The organism is Liquorilactobacillus uvarum DSM 19971 (genome assembly GCF_001434935.1).
In the GTDB taxonomy this organism is placed as follows: domain Bacteria; phylum Bacillota; class Bacilli; order Lactobacillales; family Lactobacillaceae; genus Liquorilactobacillus; species Liquorilactobacillus uvarum.
In genome coordinates, this window is the sequence record NZ_AZEG01000001.1 from 154315 (window position 1) to 172295 (window position 17981).

The window sequence follows — 17981 nt, forward strand, 5'->3', positions numbered from 1 at the left end:
CTTGTCAGTTAAAAAATATCAACCTGCTGCTTCTATTGGCTGTTTAATGGTTCTTTCCATTCGTCCAAAACGATACAGATTAAAATTTACACAATCTTTTCTTTATAAACCTTAGTATGGTTGTTAAAATTAAGTATAGAAGAAAGAGTGGGGTGATTATTGTGCCAATGAAACTTTTCGGTATTATATACATGACACCTAGGCGTATTCAACTATCGATTATTGATTTAAAAAAATTAACAAAAGTCGAAGATGTCTTTTCAAATTATTTTTCTAGTAAAAATTATCAATATGATCAGAATGTTGAAGAAATTGCCAGTTCCATCAATGGCTATCTTCAGCTAACAAAAGATTATGGTGTTAAAAACGTTAAATTATGGGGTAATCAACAACAGTTGAACACGATAAGTGCTCGTTATCTTGGTGAACAGATTTATATTCGAACAGGTTTGCATATACAGTGGCTGAGCACGAGCCAATTAACTTACTATAAGGCAACTGCCATCACTGTTCATTTGGACAATTTTGAAAACCTCAGCTTGAAGTCGACATATTTGCTGAGTCTTGGAATCGAACGTGCTTCTTTATCCCAATTCGACGAACAAAAATTCATTTCCACATGGAACATTGACCTAGGTTCTTCTCACGTTGGTGAAATTTCTGAAGCTTTAAAATTGAGTACAAATGATCCAGTTGAAGTTATCGAAGATTATATCGGCAGCAAGCTAGAACATTTGCATCATGTTTTTCCTCAACATATGGAAGGTTCAAATCTTGTTCTTCAGGACGCTTACGCATTGGCTCAGAAATTCATTCCTGCCAATAAATCCTACTACACAATGACTACTGAAGATTTTGAAAAAATTTATGCAACCGTCGTTAAATCATCCGACCAGTATCTCATGGATTTTTTTGATCTTGATGAAAATGATATTGGACGTATCATTCCTTACTTTATACTTATCAACAAAATTATAAAAATGATCAAAGCTAAGAAATTAATCATCACAAATATTGCTGTTTCAGACGGACTTGCAATTGAAAGAGCCACTAAAACAGGACTCATGAATTTGGACTTGAACGGAATGATTTTGACCTCGGCCGAAAATCTTGCATCACGCTACCTGACAAGTCATGCTCATCGTCAAAATGTTTCAAAATTGGCATTGCATTTATTCGATCAGCTCAAACGAATTCATCATCTCGGAAAACGTGAGCGTCTGCTGCTTCACGTTGCCTGTATTGTTGATGACATAGGAAACTATATTAACCAGCAGCAGCATTACCGGCATTCAGCTTACATTCTCGAAGCAACAAGGCTGATTGGCCTGTCAAATGATGAGAATCAAATCATTGCTGAGGTTTCACGTTATCACAGCAGTGAGACACCTGAAACGGACCAGCCGCACTTTCAAAAACTTGAACCAACAGTTCAGATGAATGTCGCAAAACTGTCGGCTATCCTGCGTTTAGCTGATGCTTTAGACGATTCACGCGAGCAGAAAATTAAAAAAATTTCAGTTTCTCTGCGTGGTTCAACTATGCTTATCTATGCTTATTCAAATCAAAATATTGCTTTAGAAGCATGGTCATTCAAAAATAAATCTGCTTTGTTCAAAGAAGTCTTCGGTATCCACCCTATACTAAAGCAAAGGAGACAGCCAAAATGACAAAATCAGAGTTCAGTAAACACAAGTATTTTAAAAATCGTGAATTAAGTTGGCTCGACTTTAATGGACGTGTTCTCGAAGAAGCACGGGATTTAGATAACCCACTACTAGAAAGAGTCAATTTTCTTGGTATCACCCAAAGTAACGTGGATGAATTTTTCATGGTTAGGGTCGCATCCCTCAATAAAATGTATTCCGTTAATATTCAATCAACAGATGCTTCCGGGATGACGCCTAAGCAACAAATTGACGCCATTAACGAACAAGAACAAGAGATGGTCACCAAAAGATACACCACATATAATCGTTCTATACTGCCGCAGCTTGAAAAAAATAATATTAACATCATCACCCCTCGGGAAGCTAACGAGGAGCAATATAAATTTATTAAACGTTACTTCAATGATGATCTTTACCCTGTTCTTACGCCATTAGCTGACGATTCATCGCGTCCTTTTCCATTCATCAGCAATAATTCGCTTAATCTTGCAGTCCGTATACATGAACAGGACAATAAAAATAACAAGCGCTTTGCCACAATTAGAATTCCCGAAGTATTTGGCCGCATTATTAAATTGCCTAATAGTGATAATACATTTATCCTCATTGAGGAAATCGTTAAAGAATTCATTGAAAGCTTGTTTGCCGGTTATAAAGTAAGTGAAGTTGCAGCCTTTCGTGTTATTCGAGATATGGATCTTGATGTTGCAGAGGAAGATACTTCTGATTTGTTACGAGAAGTTCAAAAACAGCTGAAAAAAAGAGAACACGGTGGAATCATGCGGCTTGAAATTGAAAACAAGATGAGTAAACATCTTGGAGAACGCTTAACAAAGACGCTTGATGCAGATGAAAAAGCTGTTTATCGCATCAATGGACCTGTAGATTTGTCTTTTTTGAAAAAGCTTCCCAGATTAGTCACTGGACACAAGGGATTACGTTATCCGCCATACACAGCATATGTTAATCCAAAGTTAGCACCAGAAAAAAATATTTTTACGGCTATTCGTCAACAAGATTATCTTATGCAACATCCTTATGATTCTTTCAGTTCAGTTGTCCAATTCATTGCTCAAGCAGCTTCAGATCCAAATACTTTAGCTATCAAGATGACTTTATATCGTGTTTCCGGCAATTCGCCTATCATTAAATATCTCGGCTTAGCTGCACAGCATGGCAAGCAAGTAACCGTGCTTGTAGAAGTTAAAGCTCGTTTCGATGAAGAAAACAACGTTCGCTGGGCTAAACAGCTTGAAAAAATGGGATGTCATGTTATTTACGGTTTAGTTGGATTGAAAACTCATTGCAAACTGACACTTGTTATCAGGCGGGATGAAGATGGCATTAGACGTTATATGCATTTAGGTACTGGTAACTATAATGACGTGACCGCAAATTTTTACACAGATATGGGAATTTTAACTACTAATCCGGATATGGGTGTTGATGCTTCAAACATTTTTAATATGTTATCCGGATATGCTAAACCACCCTACTTTCATAAACTGCATATCTCACCGAAAAAGATTCGTACATTTATTAACAAAAAAATTGATGATGAAATCGAAGCGGCTAACAATGGTCAGCCAGCGGTGATTAAAATGAAAATGAACTCACTTTCCGATCAAAAAATTATTGAAAAACTTTATGAAGCTTCCGCTGCAGGTGTTAAGAATGATTTAATTATTCGTGGTATTTGCTGCTTAAAAACTATGATTCCTGGTATCAGCGAAAATATCCATGTTCATTCGATCATCGGTCGATTTTTGGAACACAGTCGTATTTATTACTTCTACAATAAGGGCAACGAGGATGTTTATCTCTCAAGTGCCGACATGATGACGCGTAATTTGAATCGCCGTGTTGAACTTCTGTTTCCGATCCTCCAAGACGACATTCGGCAAAAAATTATTTCAATTTTCGCAACGATGTGGCAAGATAATATTAAGACGCGTGTTTTACGCGGCGAGAAGTTTGAAAAATTGGATCGACGTGGTTTAACACCATTGAATTCACAGGAACACTTTATTAAGGAAGCCCAACAAAAAAACAAACTTTTATTGAAACAAGAACATGCCGCAAAAAGAGACGCGTCCGTTTTTCATCCAATGACACACCATGAAAGTATGGTACACTTGTCCAATGATGAGGAGGAGGAATAGGAATGGAAAACTTTGTGGTGATCGATCTCGGTTCAAACTCAATTAGAATGACAATTTCCCAAATAAACGATAAGGGTGCAATTAACGTTACCCATCAATTGAAAGAAATGGTCCGCTTATCTGAAAATATGGGTTCTAAAAAGATCCTCCAGAAAGAACCAATCGAAAGAACACTTAAAGCCTTAACCTCATTTAAAGATATCTATTCAAAGCTCAAAAATGTTAAAATTGAAGCTTTAGCTACCGCGGCTGTCCGGCAAGCGAAAAATCAAGCAGAATTTTTAAAACTCGTTAAAAAACGTATCGGGGTTGATTTTGAAGTTATTCCTGGCAACCGGGAAGCATATCTCGATTTTCTTGCTGTTACTCAAACTCTGCCTATCGAGGACAATTGCATTATTATGGATACTGGCGGTGCCAGTACTGAACTAATATTAGTAAAAGAGAAAAAAGTCAGTGACTTAATTAGTCTTCCGATTGGTTCTGTTAATATCTCGCAGGAATTTTCTTTAGGAAATAACATTGCTGCATCTGACTTATTCAAAGCTATGACTTTTGTTGAGAAAAAAATAACGGATATTAATTGGCTTTTTGACGCACATAAAGCTCAACTTGTTGTCCTGGGTGGCAGCAACCGTACTTTAGCTAAAATAGCTAGAAGACAACAGAATTCCGATAAATTACCAAGTTTGCATGGCTACAAGCTTAAAAGTGAAGATGCTTTTGATATCTTTGCTGATTTAGTTGATTTAAACCAAGCACAACGCGAAAAGATACCTGGGCTCGCTAAAACACGTGCAGATGTTATTATTGGCGGTTTAATTCCCATTTCCTTAATTCTGAGGACACTTCACATCCCAGAAATTCTATTCTCAAATAATGGGCTACGTGAAGGAGCACTGCTCGATTATCTCGATTCGGCTTATCAATTCAGCCGTCCGCGATAAGTAAATGATTTTTTAAATTAATAAACTTTAACCTTGAATTATACAAAAAGAGCCTCACCAGAAGCTGAAGTACCTTTCTAGTGATGCTCTTTTTGTATGCGGCTTTTTATGTAAAGTAACAGTAACATTCGCGATTCTTTATTAAACCAAATATAATATTCAATGATCAACTTCTTTTTAATTTGAGAAAACACTTTTTTCTGAAATTGTCATTAAAGCGCTAAGACTGCATCATTCTTCTTGATAGTCTCAAGCATAGCACCTGGCATCTCGCCAAACTTACGTTTAGGATGCGTTGCATTGTATTCACATATATCCAATGCACATAAAAATAGTAAACAGCGCTGAACTGATTTCCGAGGAATCTCAAAATCATGCATCGTGACATACCCCTTAATAAATTCATTGCGCAGTGCTGGTTCCTTTACCTCATTATAAAAGAATTTGATAAAGTCTTGATAAGGTGTCCCCATATGCGAACGTTCAAAATCAATTAAAATATCTTTTCCTCGATAATTCATAATATTGCGAATACTAAAGTCACCATGCAGCACAACCTTTGGAAGCTGTATATATTCCATATCGGCGTACTCAAAATCAGATTTCAGCATTTGCTGGACATCGTTGACTATTGCCTCATATTCTGTTTCCTGCAGTTTATTGACATGATATTGAATTTGCTCTGAGAGACGCTTATCACTTTGATGAACAGTAGCTTTCCCGGTTAATTTTTTATGAAAATCACCAAGTAGCTGACCAAATGCATACGCCCTTTCCGGACTGATTTTCTTAATTGAAATATCTTTCAATTTTCTATCTTTAAGAGTCACCACATAACTGTCACCAAAGATTACACTATCCAAATAGATTTCCGGATAGTAAACTTGATTAACGTGTTGCTCAGCATAAAACATGTCACGTTCCTTGAAAATTTTAACGAATAATGGGCTTTTGAAAACTTTACTGTAGCCAATTAAATGTTGATTACCAGCTACGTCATGAATGCTTTTTAGATTTGCTTGATAATAATCATTTAAGAACTCGACTAGCATATGTCTTCCTCCCCTATCATTTATTAATTTAATTGTACTTAACAATATTATAAATAGCAAGAAGCCTTACTATTTATAATAAAAATATGCAAAGACTTTACTTAATCATCAAACTTTTTACTCTTAATAAAGAAAGCCAAAAAATTTTTTCTATGCACATTATTGTACAGTTCAACTGCCTCCCCGTAAGCTTTAACAAGGAATATTTTCTTTACCAATGTTATAGTTTAATTGAAGATATTTTTTGGGAATGGAGGAAATAAAATGGGGATTTTTAATAACGACAAAATCAAAGGGATCTTGATCGATCGTGGTCTGAATGACATATCAAACGAGACCTCAGAACAAGTTGAAGCAATTCTGGGTGAGCTTGATAAAAAAAATCTCTTACGTAATGACAAACGCCTATTAATTAAAGATCGCAGTGATGATTCCAAAGTTTCTTACTTACGTGCACTAGTAGAACAAAACTGGATTTTAATTGCTCAAAATGACAAAATAATTAAACTTTTACTTGAAAAAGATAAAACTACTCAGGGAAAAGATCAATAAGCTTTGAAGAAAAAATTTTCCACTCAGATCGATATTCCAGCAATCAAAAAAATTGTTTTTTTAGCACAGTCCTCACGTAAAATACAAGATGTCCCTTCGCCTCTCTTTTTGTTTTTGATGTTTTAATGCTCACTTCTTCACATTATTGAATATAATAAATCCTTAGTATTATTAATAGTGCCCCCAAATTTTCTTAATTGCTTTTCTTTAATAAACCATATTCCCCTCTGGAAACAACTCAGTTTCAGCAATATCCTAGATTTATTTTTTCATTCAAACAAAATTTTTCCTAATATGCAGCTTTACATTCGAAATAATCCTTGTTACGCTTTTACATGTTGAAAGGATGTGCTCATTATTAATCAAACGGAACTAAAACTCAGTTCAAAAAAGCTGCTTAATAAAAATTACCCATATTTTTTTAAATTGTTTCTCTTAGTTTTTGTTGTATACTTTATCAATACTTTTGCCAGCCGTAATTTTACGGAACAGGAACAAAGTATCAACTTAGACCAATTAAACTATTCAGCTATTTGGAATGTCTGGTCCATTGCTAATATTATGTTCTCAATTATTCTGTCTATTCTGATCGTTAGTGTAACGTTCGCCTGCATTGACATCCACCGCTTAACGCAGAAACTGGACAATCCCTTCGTTGACTGCTTGAAACTATTTCAGCAACGTGAATATGTCATAGGGACAATCATCATCTCACTCTTACAGACACTGTGGATTTTTCTGTGGACCCTGATTTTCATCATTCCTGGAATCATCAAGTCGATTGCTTATTCACAAGCAATTTACATTTACCGTGATCAGGTCGATGCAGGCCACAAAATCAGATATCGTGATGCAGTTACTCAAAGCCGGATCTTAATGAAAAACCATAAATGGGAATACTTTCTTCTTCAATTAAGTTTTATTGGTTATTGGCTTCTAACTTTTATTACCGGTGGTATTGCCGGTCTTTGGACGATGCCATACTATCAGCTGACAATGGCGAATTACTACGTTAATTTAACAAAATAATAATTATCAGCTTTTGACAAGGCCTGCATTCATTCCATTTAGCAGGCCTTTTATTTGTCGTTGTTTTTCGCAAAATTCCTTATTTTTTTTGCTGCTAACACCTAATCTTATTTCGTATAACACTATTTTTTAAATTAATATTATTTAGTATTTTGCATAAAAAAAATCTGAAGAACACTCGCTATTAAATTCGCTGCTAAATTTCCTATGCCATCAGCATTAAATGAATGCCTCTAAAGTACAGCCCTCATCTCTTAGCTAAATATTCGTATTCTCTGAATAAATAACTACCACATCCAAAAAGACCAGTTCATGATTCTTGACCTGTATAACTTGATAGTTGTAGAATGTTCTTGTGTTGTATAAAGCGAAGAGGACTTTATCTCAGCTTCGCTATACTGGGATAAAGTCCTCAAGAAGTAGTAAGGTAGCCAAACGTTTGCGACAATCGTTTATTATGAATACTACCTTAATTATTATGATAATACAATGCGGAATTTATTACAACACTTTAATGAAAAGGATCTGCTCAGTAAACGGGACAGATCCCTTTTATTTGTGCTAAATTTGAAACCAAAATTGGAAATCAATTAAAATTATGCACAAAAAAAGAGCAAAATTCAAAAGTGAATTAAGCTCTATAAGATTAATTAGCAAATTTAATTGGTAATTATCTTTCACTAGTCATTATTGTGAAACAACATTGACAGCTTGGGGACCACGGTCGCCATTTTCTTCATCAAAAGTAACTTTTTCGCCATCATCCAATGTCTTAAAGCCATCTTTTTGAATAGCTGAGAAATGAACAAAAACATCGTTTCCGTCTTCGCCAGTGATGAAACCAAAACCCTTATCTGCATTGAACCATTTTACTGTACCATTTTTCATATATCTAAATCCTCCTAGGATTAAAACTAAAGTGACTATCGACTATCAACACCTGAAAGAATTTTAGAAATAACATAAAAATGATACTTTTAATTTCCGAGCAAATGCTAACTTGTTTATAAGTATAGCACAGATATAAGAAAATGCAAATATTATCTTTTAAATAATACTTATAAAAAGTCCCGAATCATCGTTAAAGCAGGCTTTGATTTCAACTTTTTAATTTTAAATTTAGAGTATATTAAAAATACTCTTGATTTTAAACCTCTTCAAACTCTTTTGCTTAAGCTCAAGTCAATATTTCGTTCTATATAAAAACACCCTCAGAAACACAAAAATTTCTGACAGTGTTTTTTCTAAAAAGCAGATACGACACGACGATCTATCAAAGACCTTATTCTATTATTAATTTGGAATTTATATTTTATATTGAATATGGGAAAGAATATCTTTACCCCCTCCACATCTTACAAAGGCAAGTCACCTACTTGCTAGGAGATATGCGGATCACTTCCTTTCAGTAATTTTTAGAAAACTTATTAGGAAATGCATTCAATATTTTCACCTCCTTAAATTCAAAGAAGTTTAATTCCAATGTCATTGTAACATCTAATTGTTGTTTTTTTCTAGCCTCTACCCTTCAAATAATAATATTTCCAGAAAGAATACTCTGCGCTGATTTTACATAACTAATACACAAAGATATACTGGAAGACAGTTAGGGAGGTAATAATATGATTGGTTGCAGCAGTCTTACTTTAAGTTCCAAAAACAGTAAACATTTTTTAGCACGTACGATGGATTTCACTATAGAAATGGCTGAAGAAGTAATTTTTGTACCTCGTAACAAAAAATTTCAGTCTAATTATTCAAATAATAGTCCTATCATTTCTGACTATGCATTTGCAGGTGTAGGTCAATTAGACGAGTATGGTCCTCTCTTATATGATGGAATTAACGAAAAAGGTTTAATGGGGGCCACACTATACTTTCCCCGCTATGCATCCTACAAAGATGACTTGATGACAGGAAAAATTAACATTTCCCCTGATAGGATAATCTCAACAGTTTTATCCAAAGCTAAAAGTTTAACTGAAGTTGCTAATTTATTTAAGACAAAAATTAATATAATCAATCAGTTAAATCCAACAATTAAAACTGTCCCACCTTTGCATTTTATTTTTAGTGATCAAAGCGGTCAAAGTTTGATTATTGAACCCAAGGAAGATGGCATCGACATTATAGAAAATTCCATCGGTGTTATGACAAACAGTCCCGATTATCATTGGCATGAGACCAATTTACGAAATTACATCACACTCACCCCTAAGCAGCACAGTTCTATTACTTTCATAAACAAAGAGCTCATGCCTTTCAGTCAAGGCTCTGGAACATTTGGACTACCTGGGGATTACACGCCACCTTCTCGTTTTGTACGTACAGCATTTTTAAAAAATACTGTTGAACAAGCAAAAGACGAAACTTCTACTATCTCTTTACTTCATCACATTTTAGAATCTGTAAGTATTCCTAAAGGTGCCGTAATAAATGAACAAGGGGCTCAGGATTATACTTGCTATACTGCATATATGTGTTCAGAATCACTTTCATTTTATTATTCGACTTACTATAATCAGCGGATCAACAAACTATCCTTGAAACCGCTCTTAAACTTTACTGATTATAAAATTTTCAAAATTGACAATAATGAAGATATTAACGAAATAAATTAAGACTAACTTCTTTCATTACAGCATCATGAAACACTTTAGTTTACAATTTACTTTGAAAGAACTAGCATCGAAGTAGTCGCAGTCAGGTATGTCTCCATTCTCTAAATTGATATACGACCCACACAACCTTCAGCTCAAATGCTGAGGGTTATTTAATTGTATAAAAACAGCACACCTCTTGATAACTTTAAAGTACGTAAAAATTAATTATTTTCCCCGATTTTTAAGTCACATTGATAATTGATGTTTCGCGGTCATTTCGTGGGTCAACTTAAACATTCGTGTAAACAAATAGCCCACAAACGTGTTTAACAACGTTCATGGACTATTTACTTAGTTTAACCGACAGAACCTTCCATTTGATATTCAATCAATCGGTTAAGCTCAACCGCATATTCCATTGGTAACTCTTTTGTAAATGGTTCAACAAATCCCATGATAATCATCTCAGTAGCTTTTTCTTCTGTAATGCCGCGACTCATTAAATAATAAAGTTGTTCTTCAGAAATTTTGGAGACCTTAGCTTCATGTTCCATCGAAACATTGCCATTTTTGATCTCATTAAACGGAATCGTATCACTGGCACTTTTTTCATCTAAAATAATCGTATCGCATTCAACATGTGAGAATGATCCATCACTATTCCGTGCAAAACGGACCTTCCCACGATAATCAACTCGGCCGCCATCTTTGCACAAAGATTTCGAAACAATTGAACTTGACGTGTCTTTAGCATTGTGAATCATCCGCGCTCCCGTATCAGAAACAATATCTTTCCCAGCAAAAGCAATTGACAGCATTGTTCCGTGAGCACCTCTGCCATTCAAGTAGACACTAGGATACTTCATTGTTACCTTAGATCCTAAGTTACCATCGACCCATTCCATTGTTCCATTTTCTAATGCCTGCGCCCGTTTAGTTTCAAGACTGTACACATTGTCTGACCAGTTTTGAATTGTCGTATAACGACAATACGCATCTTTCAAGACATTTACCTCAACAACCGCAGCGTGCAGGCTATCTTCAGAATAGTTTGGTGCTGTACAACCCTCAACGTAATTCACGCTCGCACCCTCATCAACAATAATCAATGTTCTTTCAAATTGTCCGCTATTCCCCGCATTTATTCGGAAATAACTTTGGATAGGAACTTCTGTTTTAACACCCTTTGGTACATAAATAAACGTGCCCCCCGACCATACAGCCGAGTTAAGCGCAGCAAATTTATTATCAGAAGGCGGAATAAGTTTTCCAAAATACTTGCGGACCAACTCTGGATATTTTTGAACTGCAGAATCAGTATCCATAAAGACAATTCCTAGTTTTTCAAAATCTTCACGCATATTGTGATAAACAACTTCCGATTCATACTGAGCAGACGATCCTGCTAAATATTTGCGTTCCGCTTCCGGAACACCTAAACGATCGAAGGTCTTCTTAATATCATCAGGAACATCTTCCCAATTACGTGCTACACTGTCACTGTCACGTCTGAAATAATTAATTCGATCCAGATTAATTCCAGATAAATCCGGCCCAAAATCCGGCATTTCCATTTCTTTGTAGCGTTTAAAAGATTTTAAACGAAAATCAAGCATCCAATCTGGTTCGTTTTTTGCTTTTGAAATCTGACGAACAATATCTTCATTCAAACCTTCACCAGTTGTCAAAATGGGGTTGATATCATCTTTAAAACCATATTTATACTCTCCGCCCAATCCGAGCATATCTGCATCTGACATTCAGAGAACCTCCTTCATTTCTATTCGTCATGACGTAAAAAACCGAGCGTTGATTTTTTGTCATCTGTTTTTACAGCTCGATAAATTGCCTTCCAAGCTAGTGTTGCACATTTAATTCGTGCTGGAAACTGTGCAACTCCAGCCAATATTGCTGCATCACCCAGAAGCTCATCAACATCATCCGATTCATTTCCGGTTACCATTTCTGAAAATGCAACGACCATTTTATCAATTTCTTCTGGTGTCTTACCAACAACTTCATCCGTCATCATACTTGCAGAAGCTTGACTGATTGTGCATCCAGAACCCGAGAAAGCAATATCTGACACTTTTCCATCTTTCATTTCGACTTGCAGTGTTAAAACATCACCGCAAGTCGGGTTCCTCAGTTCAATATCCTGATCGGCTTTTTCTAGCGATCCATGATGGTGCGGGTGCGTTGCATGTTCCAAAATCATTTGCCGATATAAATTTTCCAACTTAGACAGTGCCATTTTTGAAAAACTCCTTTGTGGCTTTGATTGCCTCAACCAAACGTTGGCCATCCTCCAACGTGTTATATAAATAAAAACTAGCTCTAGCGGTTGCTGGAACATTTAAATACTCCATCAGCGGTTGAGCACAATGATGCCCTGCACGGACTGCAACACCTTCCATATCAAGGGCAGTCGCAACATCATGCGGATGGAGATTATCGAGATTAAAGGATATTACCCCTGTACGTTTGTTTGCTTCTTGTGGGCCATAAATAGTCAATCCCTCGATTTGCTGTAATTCAGGCATGACTTTCTGAATAACGGCATGCTCGTGTTTCTGGATGTTATCCATTCCAATCTGTTCCAAATAATCAATTGCAGCTCCCAAGCCGACTACGCCGGCAATGTTTTGTGTACCGCCTTCGAATTTCCAAGGTGCTTTTTTAAAAGTCGTTTCCTGTAACTGAACCCAATCGATCATTTCGCCACCGAATTCCAACGGTGGCATATCATCCAAAAGTTCACTTTTACCCCAAAGAATACCAATTCCTGTCGGTGCCATCAATTTATGACCCGAAAATGCGAAAAAATCGACTCCCAGCTTTTGAACATCAATTTTCATATGCGGCGTTGACTGCGCACCGTCAGCTACCAATACCGCACCATGTTGATGGGCAATTTTTGCTATTTCAGCCAACGGATTAACTACACCTAAAACATTCGAAGCATGTGCTAGTGCAACAATCACGGTTTTATCAGTAATCTGGTGACGCACACTATCCATGTCCAGCTGACCATCGGACTGAAGATCAATATATTTAAGTTTAGCCCCTGTCCGCTGTGCCAACTGCTGCCATGGAACTAGATTACTGTGATGCTCCATATAGGAAATAACAATCTCATCTCCGGCCTCAACATGTGTCTGCCCGTAGCTGGCAGCCACCCAATTCAAGCTTTCAGTTGTCCCCTTTGTATAGATAATCTCATCTTTACTTGGTGCATTGATAAAATGTGCGACCTTCGTACGTACATCTTCAAAGGCCTTTGTCGCACGTTCAGCTAACGTATGCACCCCGCGGTGGACATTAGCATTATCATGATAATAATAATTCATGATCGCTTCAACTACTGCACGTGGTTTTTGTGCTGTTGCAGCATTGTCTAGGTAGACTAATTGTTCGTCATTGACTTTTTGCTTTAATATAGGAAAATCTTCAATGTAACTACTCATCTTTTTGCCCATCGATAAGCTTCCTTTCAATGGTTATTTTTAGTTGTTCGCGAATCAGTTTCGATGGAATGGCAGCTAAAACTGGCCCCAGAAAACCTATAATAACCAAACGTTCGGCCATTTTTTTCGGTAGTCCTCGACTCATTAAATAATATAACTGTTCCTGGTTAACACGTCCGATACTTGCTGCATGTCCAGCAGTAACATCATTATCATCTATCAACAAAATAGGGTTAGCATCCCCTTTAGCCTTATTCGAAAGCATCAAGACACGGCTTTCCTGCTGTGCATCGGCACCCTTAGCTCCCTTCAAAATGTGACCAATTCCATTAAAAACTAGCGATGAACGTGACAAAATGACACCGTGCTGCAAAATATGACCAATTGTATGTTTACCAATATTCGTAACACGTGTATCGATCCCCTGAATCTGCTTGCCAGTAGAAATTGCAACGATTTTAACTTCAGAATGAGATCCAGCTCCAACTAAATCAGAATCAAAATCACCAACAATGTTTCCATCATTCATCATTCCCATTGACCAGTCAATTTTGGCATTTTTCTCTAAATAACCTCTTCGATTTAGATAAGTAGTTGTTTTAGCTCCTAAGCGATCAACACTGGCAAACTTAACATGACTATTTTCTTGTGCAATAACTTCAACTATAATATTAGCTGTCGTTGCCTGTTCCCCAACCGTTTTCAGGTTTTCAAGATATGAAAATTCACTATTTTCACCTGCAACAATTATCACGTGGTGAACATAATCATTTTTGGCAGTTGCATCTTGAACAAAATAACTCGTAAGTGCTTTTTTTAAAACAACATTTTTGGGAATGTAAATAAATAGCCCACTTGTTAAATGCGCAACATGTTGTGCCGTAAGCAAATCTTCATTTATCTTAACAGCTTTTTGCATAAAATATTTCTTCACTAAATCACTATGTTCTTGCAAAGCTGTGTGCCAATCGCATACAATTACACCTTGGCTGCGCAGTTCATTGCTGACTTTTAACTCTAAGGTATCTTGCCCCAACTGGACAACCATGTTTTCAGTTTGTTCAGGTTTGATTTCCTCGATTAATTCTTTGGAAGAGTTTTTTCTTTCCAAAGGCTGCTTCAGTTGAATCGGCCAACGCTGGTAACGAATCTTCTCAAAAGACGGAAGCGCAAGTGAAGCTGCCTTTTCTAACGACTTGGTTCTTAATTCTGTAAACCAAGCTGGTTCTGCTGTTTTCTCCGCATATGCAGCAATAGTTGGATATTTTTTCAAATCAACCGTCATAAACCCACATCTCCCCTTACGCTTCTTCGTCTACCAATTTGATATCTAACCCCAGCTCATCCCGCAGACCAGCATAACCTTCATCTTCAAGACGTTTAGCTAACTCAGGCCCACCTTGCTTCACAATACGTCCCCCCATCATAACATGTACAACGTCTGGGACGATGTAATTTAGCAACCGCTGATAATGCGTAATAATTAATGAACCAAATTCTGGTCCACGCATTTGATTAACTCCGCGTGAAACGACTTTCAACGCATCAATGTCAAGACCTGAATCAATTTCATCCAAAATAGCAAATTTAGGTTTGATCATCATCAACTGCAGAATTTCATTTCGTTTCTTTTCACCGCCTGAAAATCCTTCATTCAGGTAACGATCAGCCATCTCATCAGTCATATCTAAGACACCCATCGTCTTATCTAACCTCTTCAAAAAGTTACGTACTGAAAGAGGCTTGTCTTCTGGAAGACGTGCGTTGATTGCTCCTCTGATAAATTCAGCATTCGTGACGCCAGGAATTTCTGCTGGATATTGCATCGCCAAAAAGAGACCGGCGCGAGCGCGTTCATCGACTGGAAGTTCAAGAATGTTTTCACCATTCAGCAAAACTTCACCTTTCGTTACTTTATACGCAGGGTGACCCATGATGGCCTCTGAAAGAGTTGATTTCCCTGTCCCATTTGGTCCCATAATGGCATGAATCTCACCAGTTTGCATTTTTAAATTAACGCCTTTTAAAATATTTTTACCATCGATTGATACATGTAAATCCTTAACTTCAAGTGTTGACATTGACGATTCCCCCAATTAATGTATGCTAACATTCTATCCTAGTTGCGAATCATTTTCAATTGATAAAGTTTATCATATGCTTCCTATCCACTTGTATAAAAGCTTTTTTTTACTTTTTATAGAATTTTTATTTTAAAAATTCTAAAAACTAAAGCCACTATTTCCATTTCTTTTCATAAATATCAATCTTAAAACCGCAAGTCACATGCCCTTTTTCAACCATTAGTGGTCGTTTGATTAACTTCCCATCACTGGCAAGAATTTCACTGGCCTGCTTAACACTCATCGTAGGTACCTTATCCTTGAGTTTTAATTCACGATACTTTATACCACTAGTATTAAAAAAGTACTTAAGTGGCTGTCCACTTCCATCTATCCATTTCGCTAACTGGTCAGCTGTAGGAGTATCCTTTACAATATCAATTTTTTCATATTCAATAGAATTTTCATCTAACCACTTTTTGGCTTTACGACATGTACTGCATTTGTTATAACAATAAAATTGTTTCATTTAAAACACCCCTTTATTAACAATTTGCTTCACTCCATTATACAAAAAAAGACCAGCTATAAAAACAGCTAATCTTAATCTAACTCTTTTTTAATGAAATTCTCTACTACTGCTGAACATATAACTCTTATTGTGATAACGCATAGACATGATTAATCCGATTCCAATCATATTTCCGATCAATGCCGATCCACCCTGACTTATGAAAGGCAATGGAATACCTGTCAAAGGCAGGAGACCGATGCTCATTCCGACGTTTTCGAAAACATGGAACAGAATCATCATAATGACTCCGGTTGAAATATAAGCATAAAACTCATTTTTTGTATCAAAAGTTACTTGAATCATCTGAAAAATCAACAATAAGTATATAAAAATCAACAGACAACCGCCAATGAATCCAAAATTTTCTCCAATAACCGAAAAAATCATATCCGACTCCCGAACAGGAACATAAACCTTGGAGACATCAAAACCCTTTCCAAGTAATTTGCCTGAACCAATCGCCTTCATACTCTGCCATAATTGATAACTGCTGCTAGAAGTACTTGCTGAAGGATCTAACCATGCCTCAATACGCTGAAATTGATAAGATTTGAATCCAAAATTCAACAAAACATTTCGACCATAGATAACTAAGAAAATAGCTGTTCCTCCGACTACTGTGGCAAATGTAACAACAGGTAGAATAATCTTCCAAGTAATACCTGAAACTAAAATTACTCCGCCGAGTATCGCAAAGAACACCAGCATTGTTCCAAAATCATTTTGCAGTTTCAGTAAAACTGCAATCGGCAAAGTCCACGCAATCATTTTTCCTAACAAACGCCAGTCTGAATTAGTTGTATGTACGGGATGCTCACTGTTATGCTGCGAAACAATTCGCCCTAATATCAAAATATAAGCGGGTTTCATGATCTCCGAAGGCTGAAAGGTTAACCCTGCTATAGAAAACCAACTCTTAGCTCCTGTACTTGCGAAATAAGAACGACTGTAAAATACAAGCACAAGCAGCAAAAGTGTAATTCCAACTCCGTATACCACAGGTGCCAGCTTCCATAATTGTTCAGCATCGAACTGCATAATCACAACGACAGCAGTTGTTCCAAGGACATACCACACAACTTGCATAAGCAGTGCCTTTGTAATGCTTGTTGTACTGGTATCGTGCTTAGCAGCAACATAAATTGATGCCATTCCGATTACAGCTAGAATAAGTACCGAAAAAACAATACCGTAATCTATCCGTGAATCATCATTGTCTGCTCTTGTCAGCTGTTTCTCTGCCAAAGCTGATCCTCCTTTGTAAAAATGTTTACTTTTTTCGATAAAAACAAATTGCCGACTAATGAATCAAGCTAGCCGACAAAACATACTTAATTAACTCGATGCAAATGGTAGTCTCGAATCAAAATATTGACTGCTTCTTTTTGAGAGCTGGCCTTAAAAGTCTCACCATTGGGCAATAGTACCAAAAACCTGTTTCCATCTTGCTTGACAGTCCCTATATCATCTCGTTCTGTCTTAAGTTCTAAAATAACATTGCCATCGACCATCTTCTCTTCTTCAAAGATCTCAATATTTTTTTCTTTTCTTGCCACGGTACTCCTCCTAATAATACTTTACTTTTTACCTTTTTGATTTCGTTTTAAACTGAAATACTCTGGAACTGGATCATATCCACCACGCACAAAGGGGTGGCACCTCAAAAGACGTGCAATTCCCATCAACGTTCCCTTTAACGCTCCATGCTTTTTAAGAGCTTCCAGCATATATTGCGAACATGTGGGATAATAACGGCAACTTGGAGGAAAAAAAGGTGAAATGAACTTCTGATAGGCACGAACTAATGTTATTAGTAACTTGCTCATGCTGTACCCTTCTTTCAAATTCACCTTTTATCCGAT

Annotated in this window: 17 protein-coding genes; 6 read left to right on the top strand and 11 right to left on the bottom strand. The window is 36.6% G+C overall.

The features are described from left to right. Window positions 1-167 precede the first annotated feature (167 nt). Genes FD20_RS00695 through FD20_RS00705 form a run of 3 tightly spaced genes read left to right on the top strand, consistent with a single transcriptional unit; the run spans window position 168 to window position 4779 of the window. Window positions 168-1670, top strand: a complete 1503-nt coding sequence (locus FD20_RS00695; protein WP_057735678.1) for a hypothetical protein — start codon at window positions 168-170, stop codon at window positions 1668-1670. Further along, the gene (locus FD20_RS00700) at window positions 1667-3832 is read left to right on the top strand and encodes an RNA degradosome polyphosphate kinase (protein WP_057735586.1); all 2166 of its coding nucleotides are present in this window, start codon (window positions 1667-1669) and stop codon (window positions 3830-3832) included. The genes FD20_RS00695 and FD20_RS00700 overlap by 4 nt, the downstream gene beginning before the upstream one ends. A gap of 2 nt (window positions 3833-3834) precedes the next feature. Beyond that, the gene (locus tag FD20_RS00705) at window positions 3835-4779 is read left to right on the top strand and encodes a Ppx/GppA family phosphatase (protein WP_057735587.1); all 945 of its coding nucleotides are present in this window, start codon (window positions 3835-3837) and stop codon (window positions 4777-4779) included. A 212-nt stretch (window positions 4780-4991) separates the two neighbouring features. Here the strand turns inward: FD20_RS00705 and FD20_RS00710 are convergent, their stop codons facing one another. After that, window positions 4992-5831, bottom strand: coding sequence for an aminoglycoside phosphotransferase family protein (locus tag FD20_RS00710; RefSeq protein WP_057735588.1), 840 nt, complete (start codon window positions 5829-5831; stop codon window positions 4992-4994). 264 nt (window positions 5832-6095) lie between these two features. Between FD20_RS00710 and FD20_RS00715 the strand changes: the two genes are divergently transcribed. Further along, on the top strand, window positions 6096-6383 hold the full coding sequence (locus FD20_RS00715) for a hypothetical protein (protein ID WP_057735589.1): 288 nt from the start codon (window positions 6096-6098) through the stop codon (window positions 6381-6383). 426 nt (window positions 6384-6809) lie between these two features. Then, a complete protein-coding gene (locus FD20_RS00720) occupies window positions 6810-7412 on the top strand; it encodes a DUF975 family protein (protein ID WP_162255608.1) in 603 nt (200 codons plus the stop codon). A gap of 687 nt (window positions 7413-8099) precedes the next feature. On the opposite strand, the gene FD20_RS00725 is transcribed toward FD20_RS00720, so the two are convergent. Then, the gene (locus tag FD20_RS00725) at window positions 8100-8300 is read right to left on the bottom strand and encodes a cold-shock protein (protein ID WP_034988066.1); all 201 of its coding nucleotides are present in this window, start codon (window positions 8298-8300) and stop codon (window positions 8100-8102) included. A 734-nt stretch (window positions 8301-9034) separates the two neighbouring features. On the opposite strand from FD20_RS00725, the gene FD20_RS00730 reads away from it, so the two are divergent. Continuing rightward, on the top strand, window positions 9035-10033 hold the full coding sequence (locus FD20_RS00730) for a choloylglycine hydrolase family protein (protein ID WP_057735590.1): 999 nt from the start codon (window positions 9035-9037) through the stop codon (window positions 10031-10033). 338 nt (window positions 10034-10371) lie between these two features. Here the strand turns inward: FD20_RS00730 and sufB are convergent, their stop codons facing one another. The 9 genes from sufB to yidD form a co-directional block, all read right to left on the bottom strand. Next, window positions 10372-11775 carry a Fe-S cluster assembly protein SufB gene (gene sufB / locus FD20_RS00735; RefSeq protein ID WP_057735591.1) on the bottom strand — a complete coding sequence of 468 codons (1404 nt, stop codon included), beginning with the start codon at window positions 11773-11775 and terminating at the stop codon, window positions 10372-10374. Window positions 11776-11795: 20 nt separating this feature from the next. Beyond that, window positions 11796-12269: a Fe-S cluster assembly sulfur transfer protein SufU gene (gene sufU / locus FD20_RS00740; protein WP_057735592.1), complete on the bottom strand. Its 474-nt coding sequence runs from the start codon at window positions 12267-12269 to the stop codon at window positions 11796-11798. Beyond that, window positions 12256-13494, bottom strand: coding sequence for a cysteine desulfurase (locus FD20_RS00745; protein WP_057735593.1), 1239 nt, complete (start codon window positions 13492-13494; stop codon window positions 12256-12258). The genes sufU and FD20_RS00745 overlap by 14 nt, the downstream gene beginning before the upstream one ends. Then, window positions 13475-14767, bottom strand: coding sequence for a Fe-S cluster assembly protein SufD (gene sufD / locus FD20_RS00750; protein WP_057735594.1), 1293 nt, complete (start codon window positions 14765-14767; stop codon window positions 13475-13477). Before sufD ends, FD20_RS00745 begins: the two co-directional genes overlap by 20 nt. A 16-nt stretch (window positions 14768-14783) precedes the next feature. Beyond that, complete coding sequence (sufC, locus tag FD20_RS00755; RefSeq protein WP_057735595.1) at window positions 14784-15563, bottom strand: Fe-S cluster assembly ATPase SufC; 780 nt, start codon at window positions 15561-15563, stop codon at window positions 14784-14786. Window positions 15564-15720: 157 nt separating this feature from the next. After that, window positions 15721-16074, bottom strand: a complete 354-nt coding sequence (locus tag FD20_RS00760) for an arsenate reductase family protein (RefSeq protein ID WP_057735596.1) — start codon at window positions 16072-16074, stop codon at window positions 15721-15723. A 90-nt stretch (window positions 16075-16164) separates the two neighbouring features. Continuing rightward, window positions 16165-17364, bottom strand: a complete 1200-nt coding sequence (locus tag FD20_RS00765; RefSeq protein WP_057735597.1) for an FtsW/RodA/SpoVE family cell cycle protein — start codon at window positions 17362-17364, stop codon at window positions 16165-16167. 86 nt (window positions 17365-17450) lie between these two features. After that, window positions 17451-17675 (bottom strand): DUF2969 domain-containing protein, encoded by a 225-nt coding sequence (locus tag FD20_RS00770; RefSeq protein ID WP_057735598.1) that lies wholly within the window; start codon window positions 17673-17675, stop codon window positions 17451-17453. Window positions 17676-17696: 21 nt separating this feature from the next. Beyond that, the gene (yidD, locus tag FD20_RS00775) at window positions 17697-17945 is read right to left on the bottom strand and encodes a membrane protein insertion efficiency factor YidD (RefSeq protein WP_057735599.1); all 249 of its coding nucleotides are present in this window, start codon (window positions 17943-17945) and stop codon (window positions 17697-17699) included. Window positions 17946-17981 lie beyond the last annotated feature (36 nt).

What these genes read in the sequence shown, in the direction of transcription:
- FD20_RS00695 (WP_057735678.1), top strand. Translation starts at nt 168, where the DNA reads ATGAAACTTTTCGGTATTATATACATGACACCTAGGCGTATTCAACTA.
- FD20_RS00700 (WP_057735586.1), top strand. Translation starts at nt 1,667, where the DNA reads ATGACAAAATCAGAGTTCAGTAAACACAAGTATTTTAAAAATCGTGAA.
- FD20_RS00705 (WP_057735587.1), top strand. Translation starts at nt 3,835, where the DNA reads ATGGAAAACTTTGTGGTGATCGATCTCGGTTCAAACTCAATTAGAATG.
- FD20_RS00710 (WP_057735588.1), bottom strand. Translation starts at nt 5,831, where the DNA reads ATGCTAGTCGAGTTCTTAAATGATTATTATCAAGCAAATCTAAAAAGC.
- FD20_RS00715 (WP_057735589.1), top strand. Translation starts at nt 6,096, where the DNA reads ATGGGGATTTTTAATAACGACAAAATCAAAGGGATCTTGATCGATCGT.
- FD20_RS00725 (WP_034988066.1), bottom strand. Translation starts at nt 8,300, where the DNA reads ATGAAAAATGGTACAGTAAAATGGTTCAATGCAGATAAGGGTTTTGGT.
- FD20_RS00730 (WP_057735590.1), top strand. Translation starts at nt 9,035, where the DNA reads ATGATTGGTTGCAGCAGTCTTACTTTAAGTTCCAAAAACAGTAAACAT.
- sufB (WP_057735591.1), bottom strand. Translation starts at nt 11,775, where the DNA reads ATGTCAGATGCAGATATGCTCGGATTGGGCGGAGAGTATAAATATGGT.
- sufU (WP_057735592.1), bottom strand. Translation starts at nt 12,269, where the DNA reads ATGGCACTGTCTAAGTTGGAAAATTTATATCGGCAAATGATTTTGGAA.
- FD20_RS00745 (WP_057735593.1), bottom strand. Translation starts at nt 13,494, where the DNA reads ATGGGCAAAAAGATGAGTAGTTACATTGAAGATTTTCCTATATTAAAG.
- sufD (WP_057735594.1), bottom strand. Translation starts at nt 14,767, where the DNA reads ATGACGGTTGATTTGAAAAAATATCCAACTATTGCTGCATATGCGGAG.
- sufC (WP_057735595.1), bottom strand. Translation starts at nt 15,563, where the DNA reads ATGTCAACACTTGAAGTTAAGGATTTACATGTATCAATCGATGGTAAA.
- FD20_RS00760 (WP_057735596.1), bottom strand. Translation starts at nt 16,074, where the DNA reads ATGAAACAATTTTATTGTTATAACAAATGCAGTACATGTCGTAAAGCC.
- yidD (WP_057735599.1), bottom strand. Translation starts at nt 17,945, where the DNA reads ATGAGCAAGTTACTAATAACATTAGTTCGTGCCTATCAGAAGTTCATT.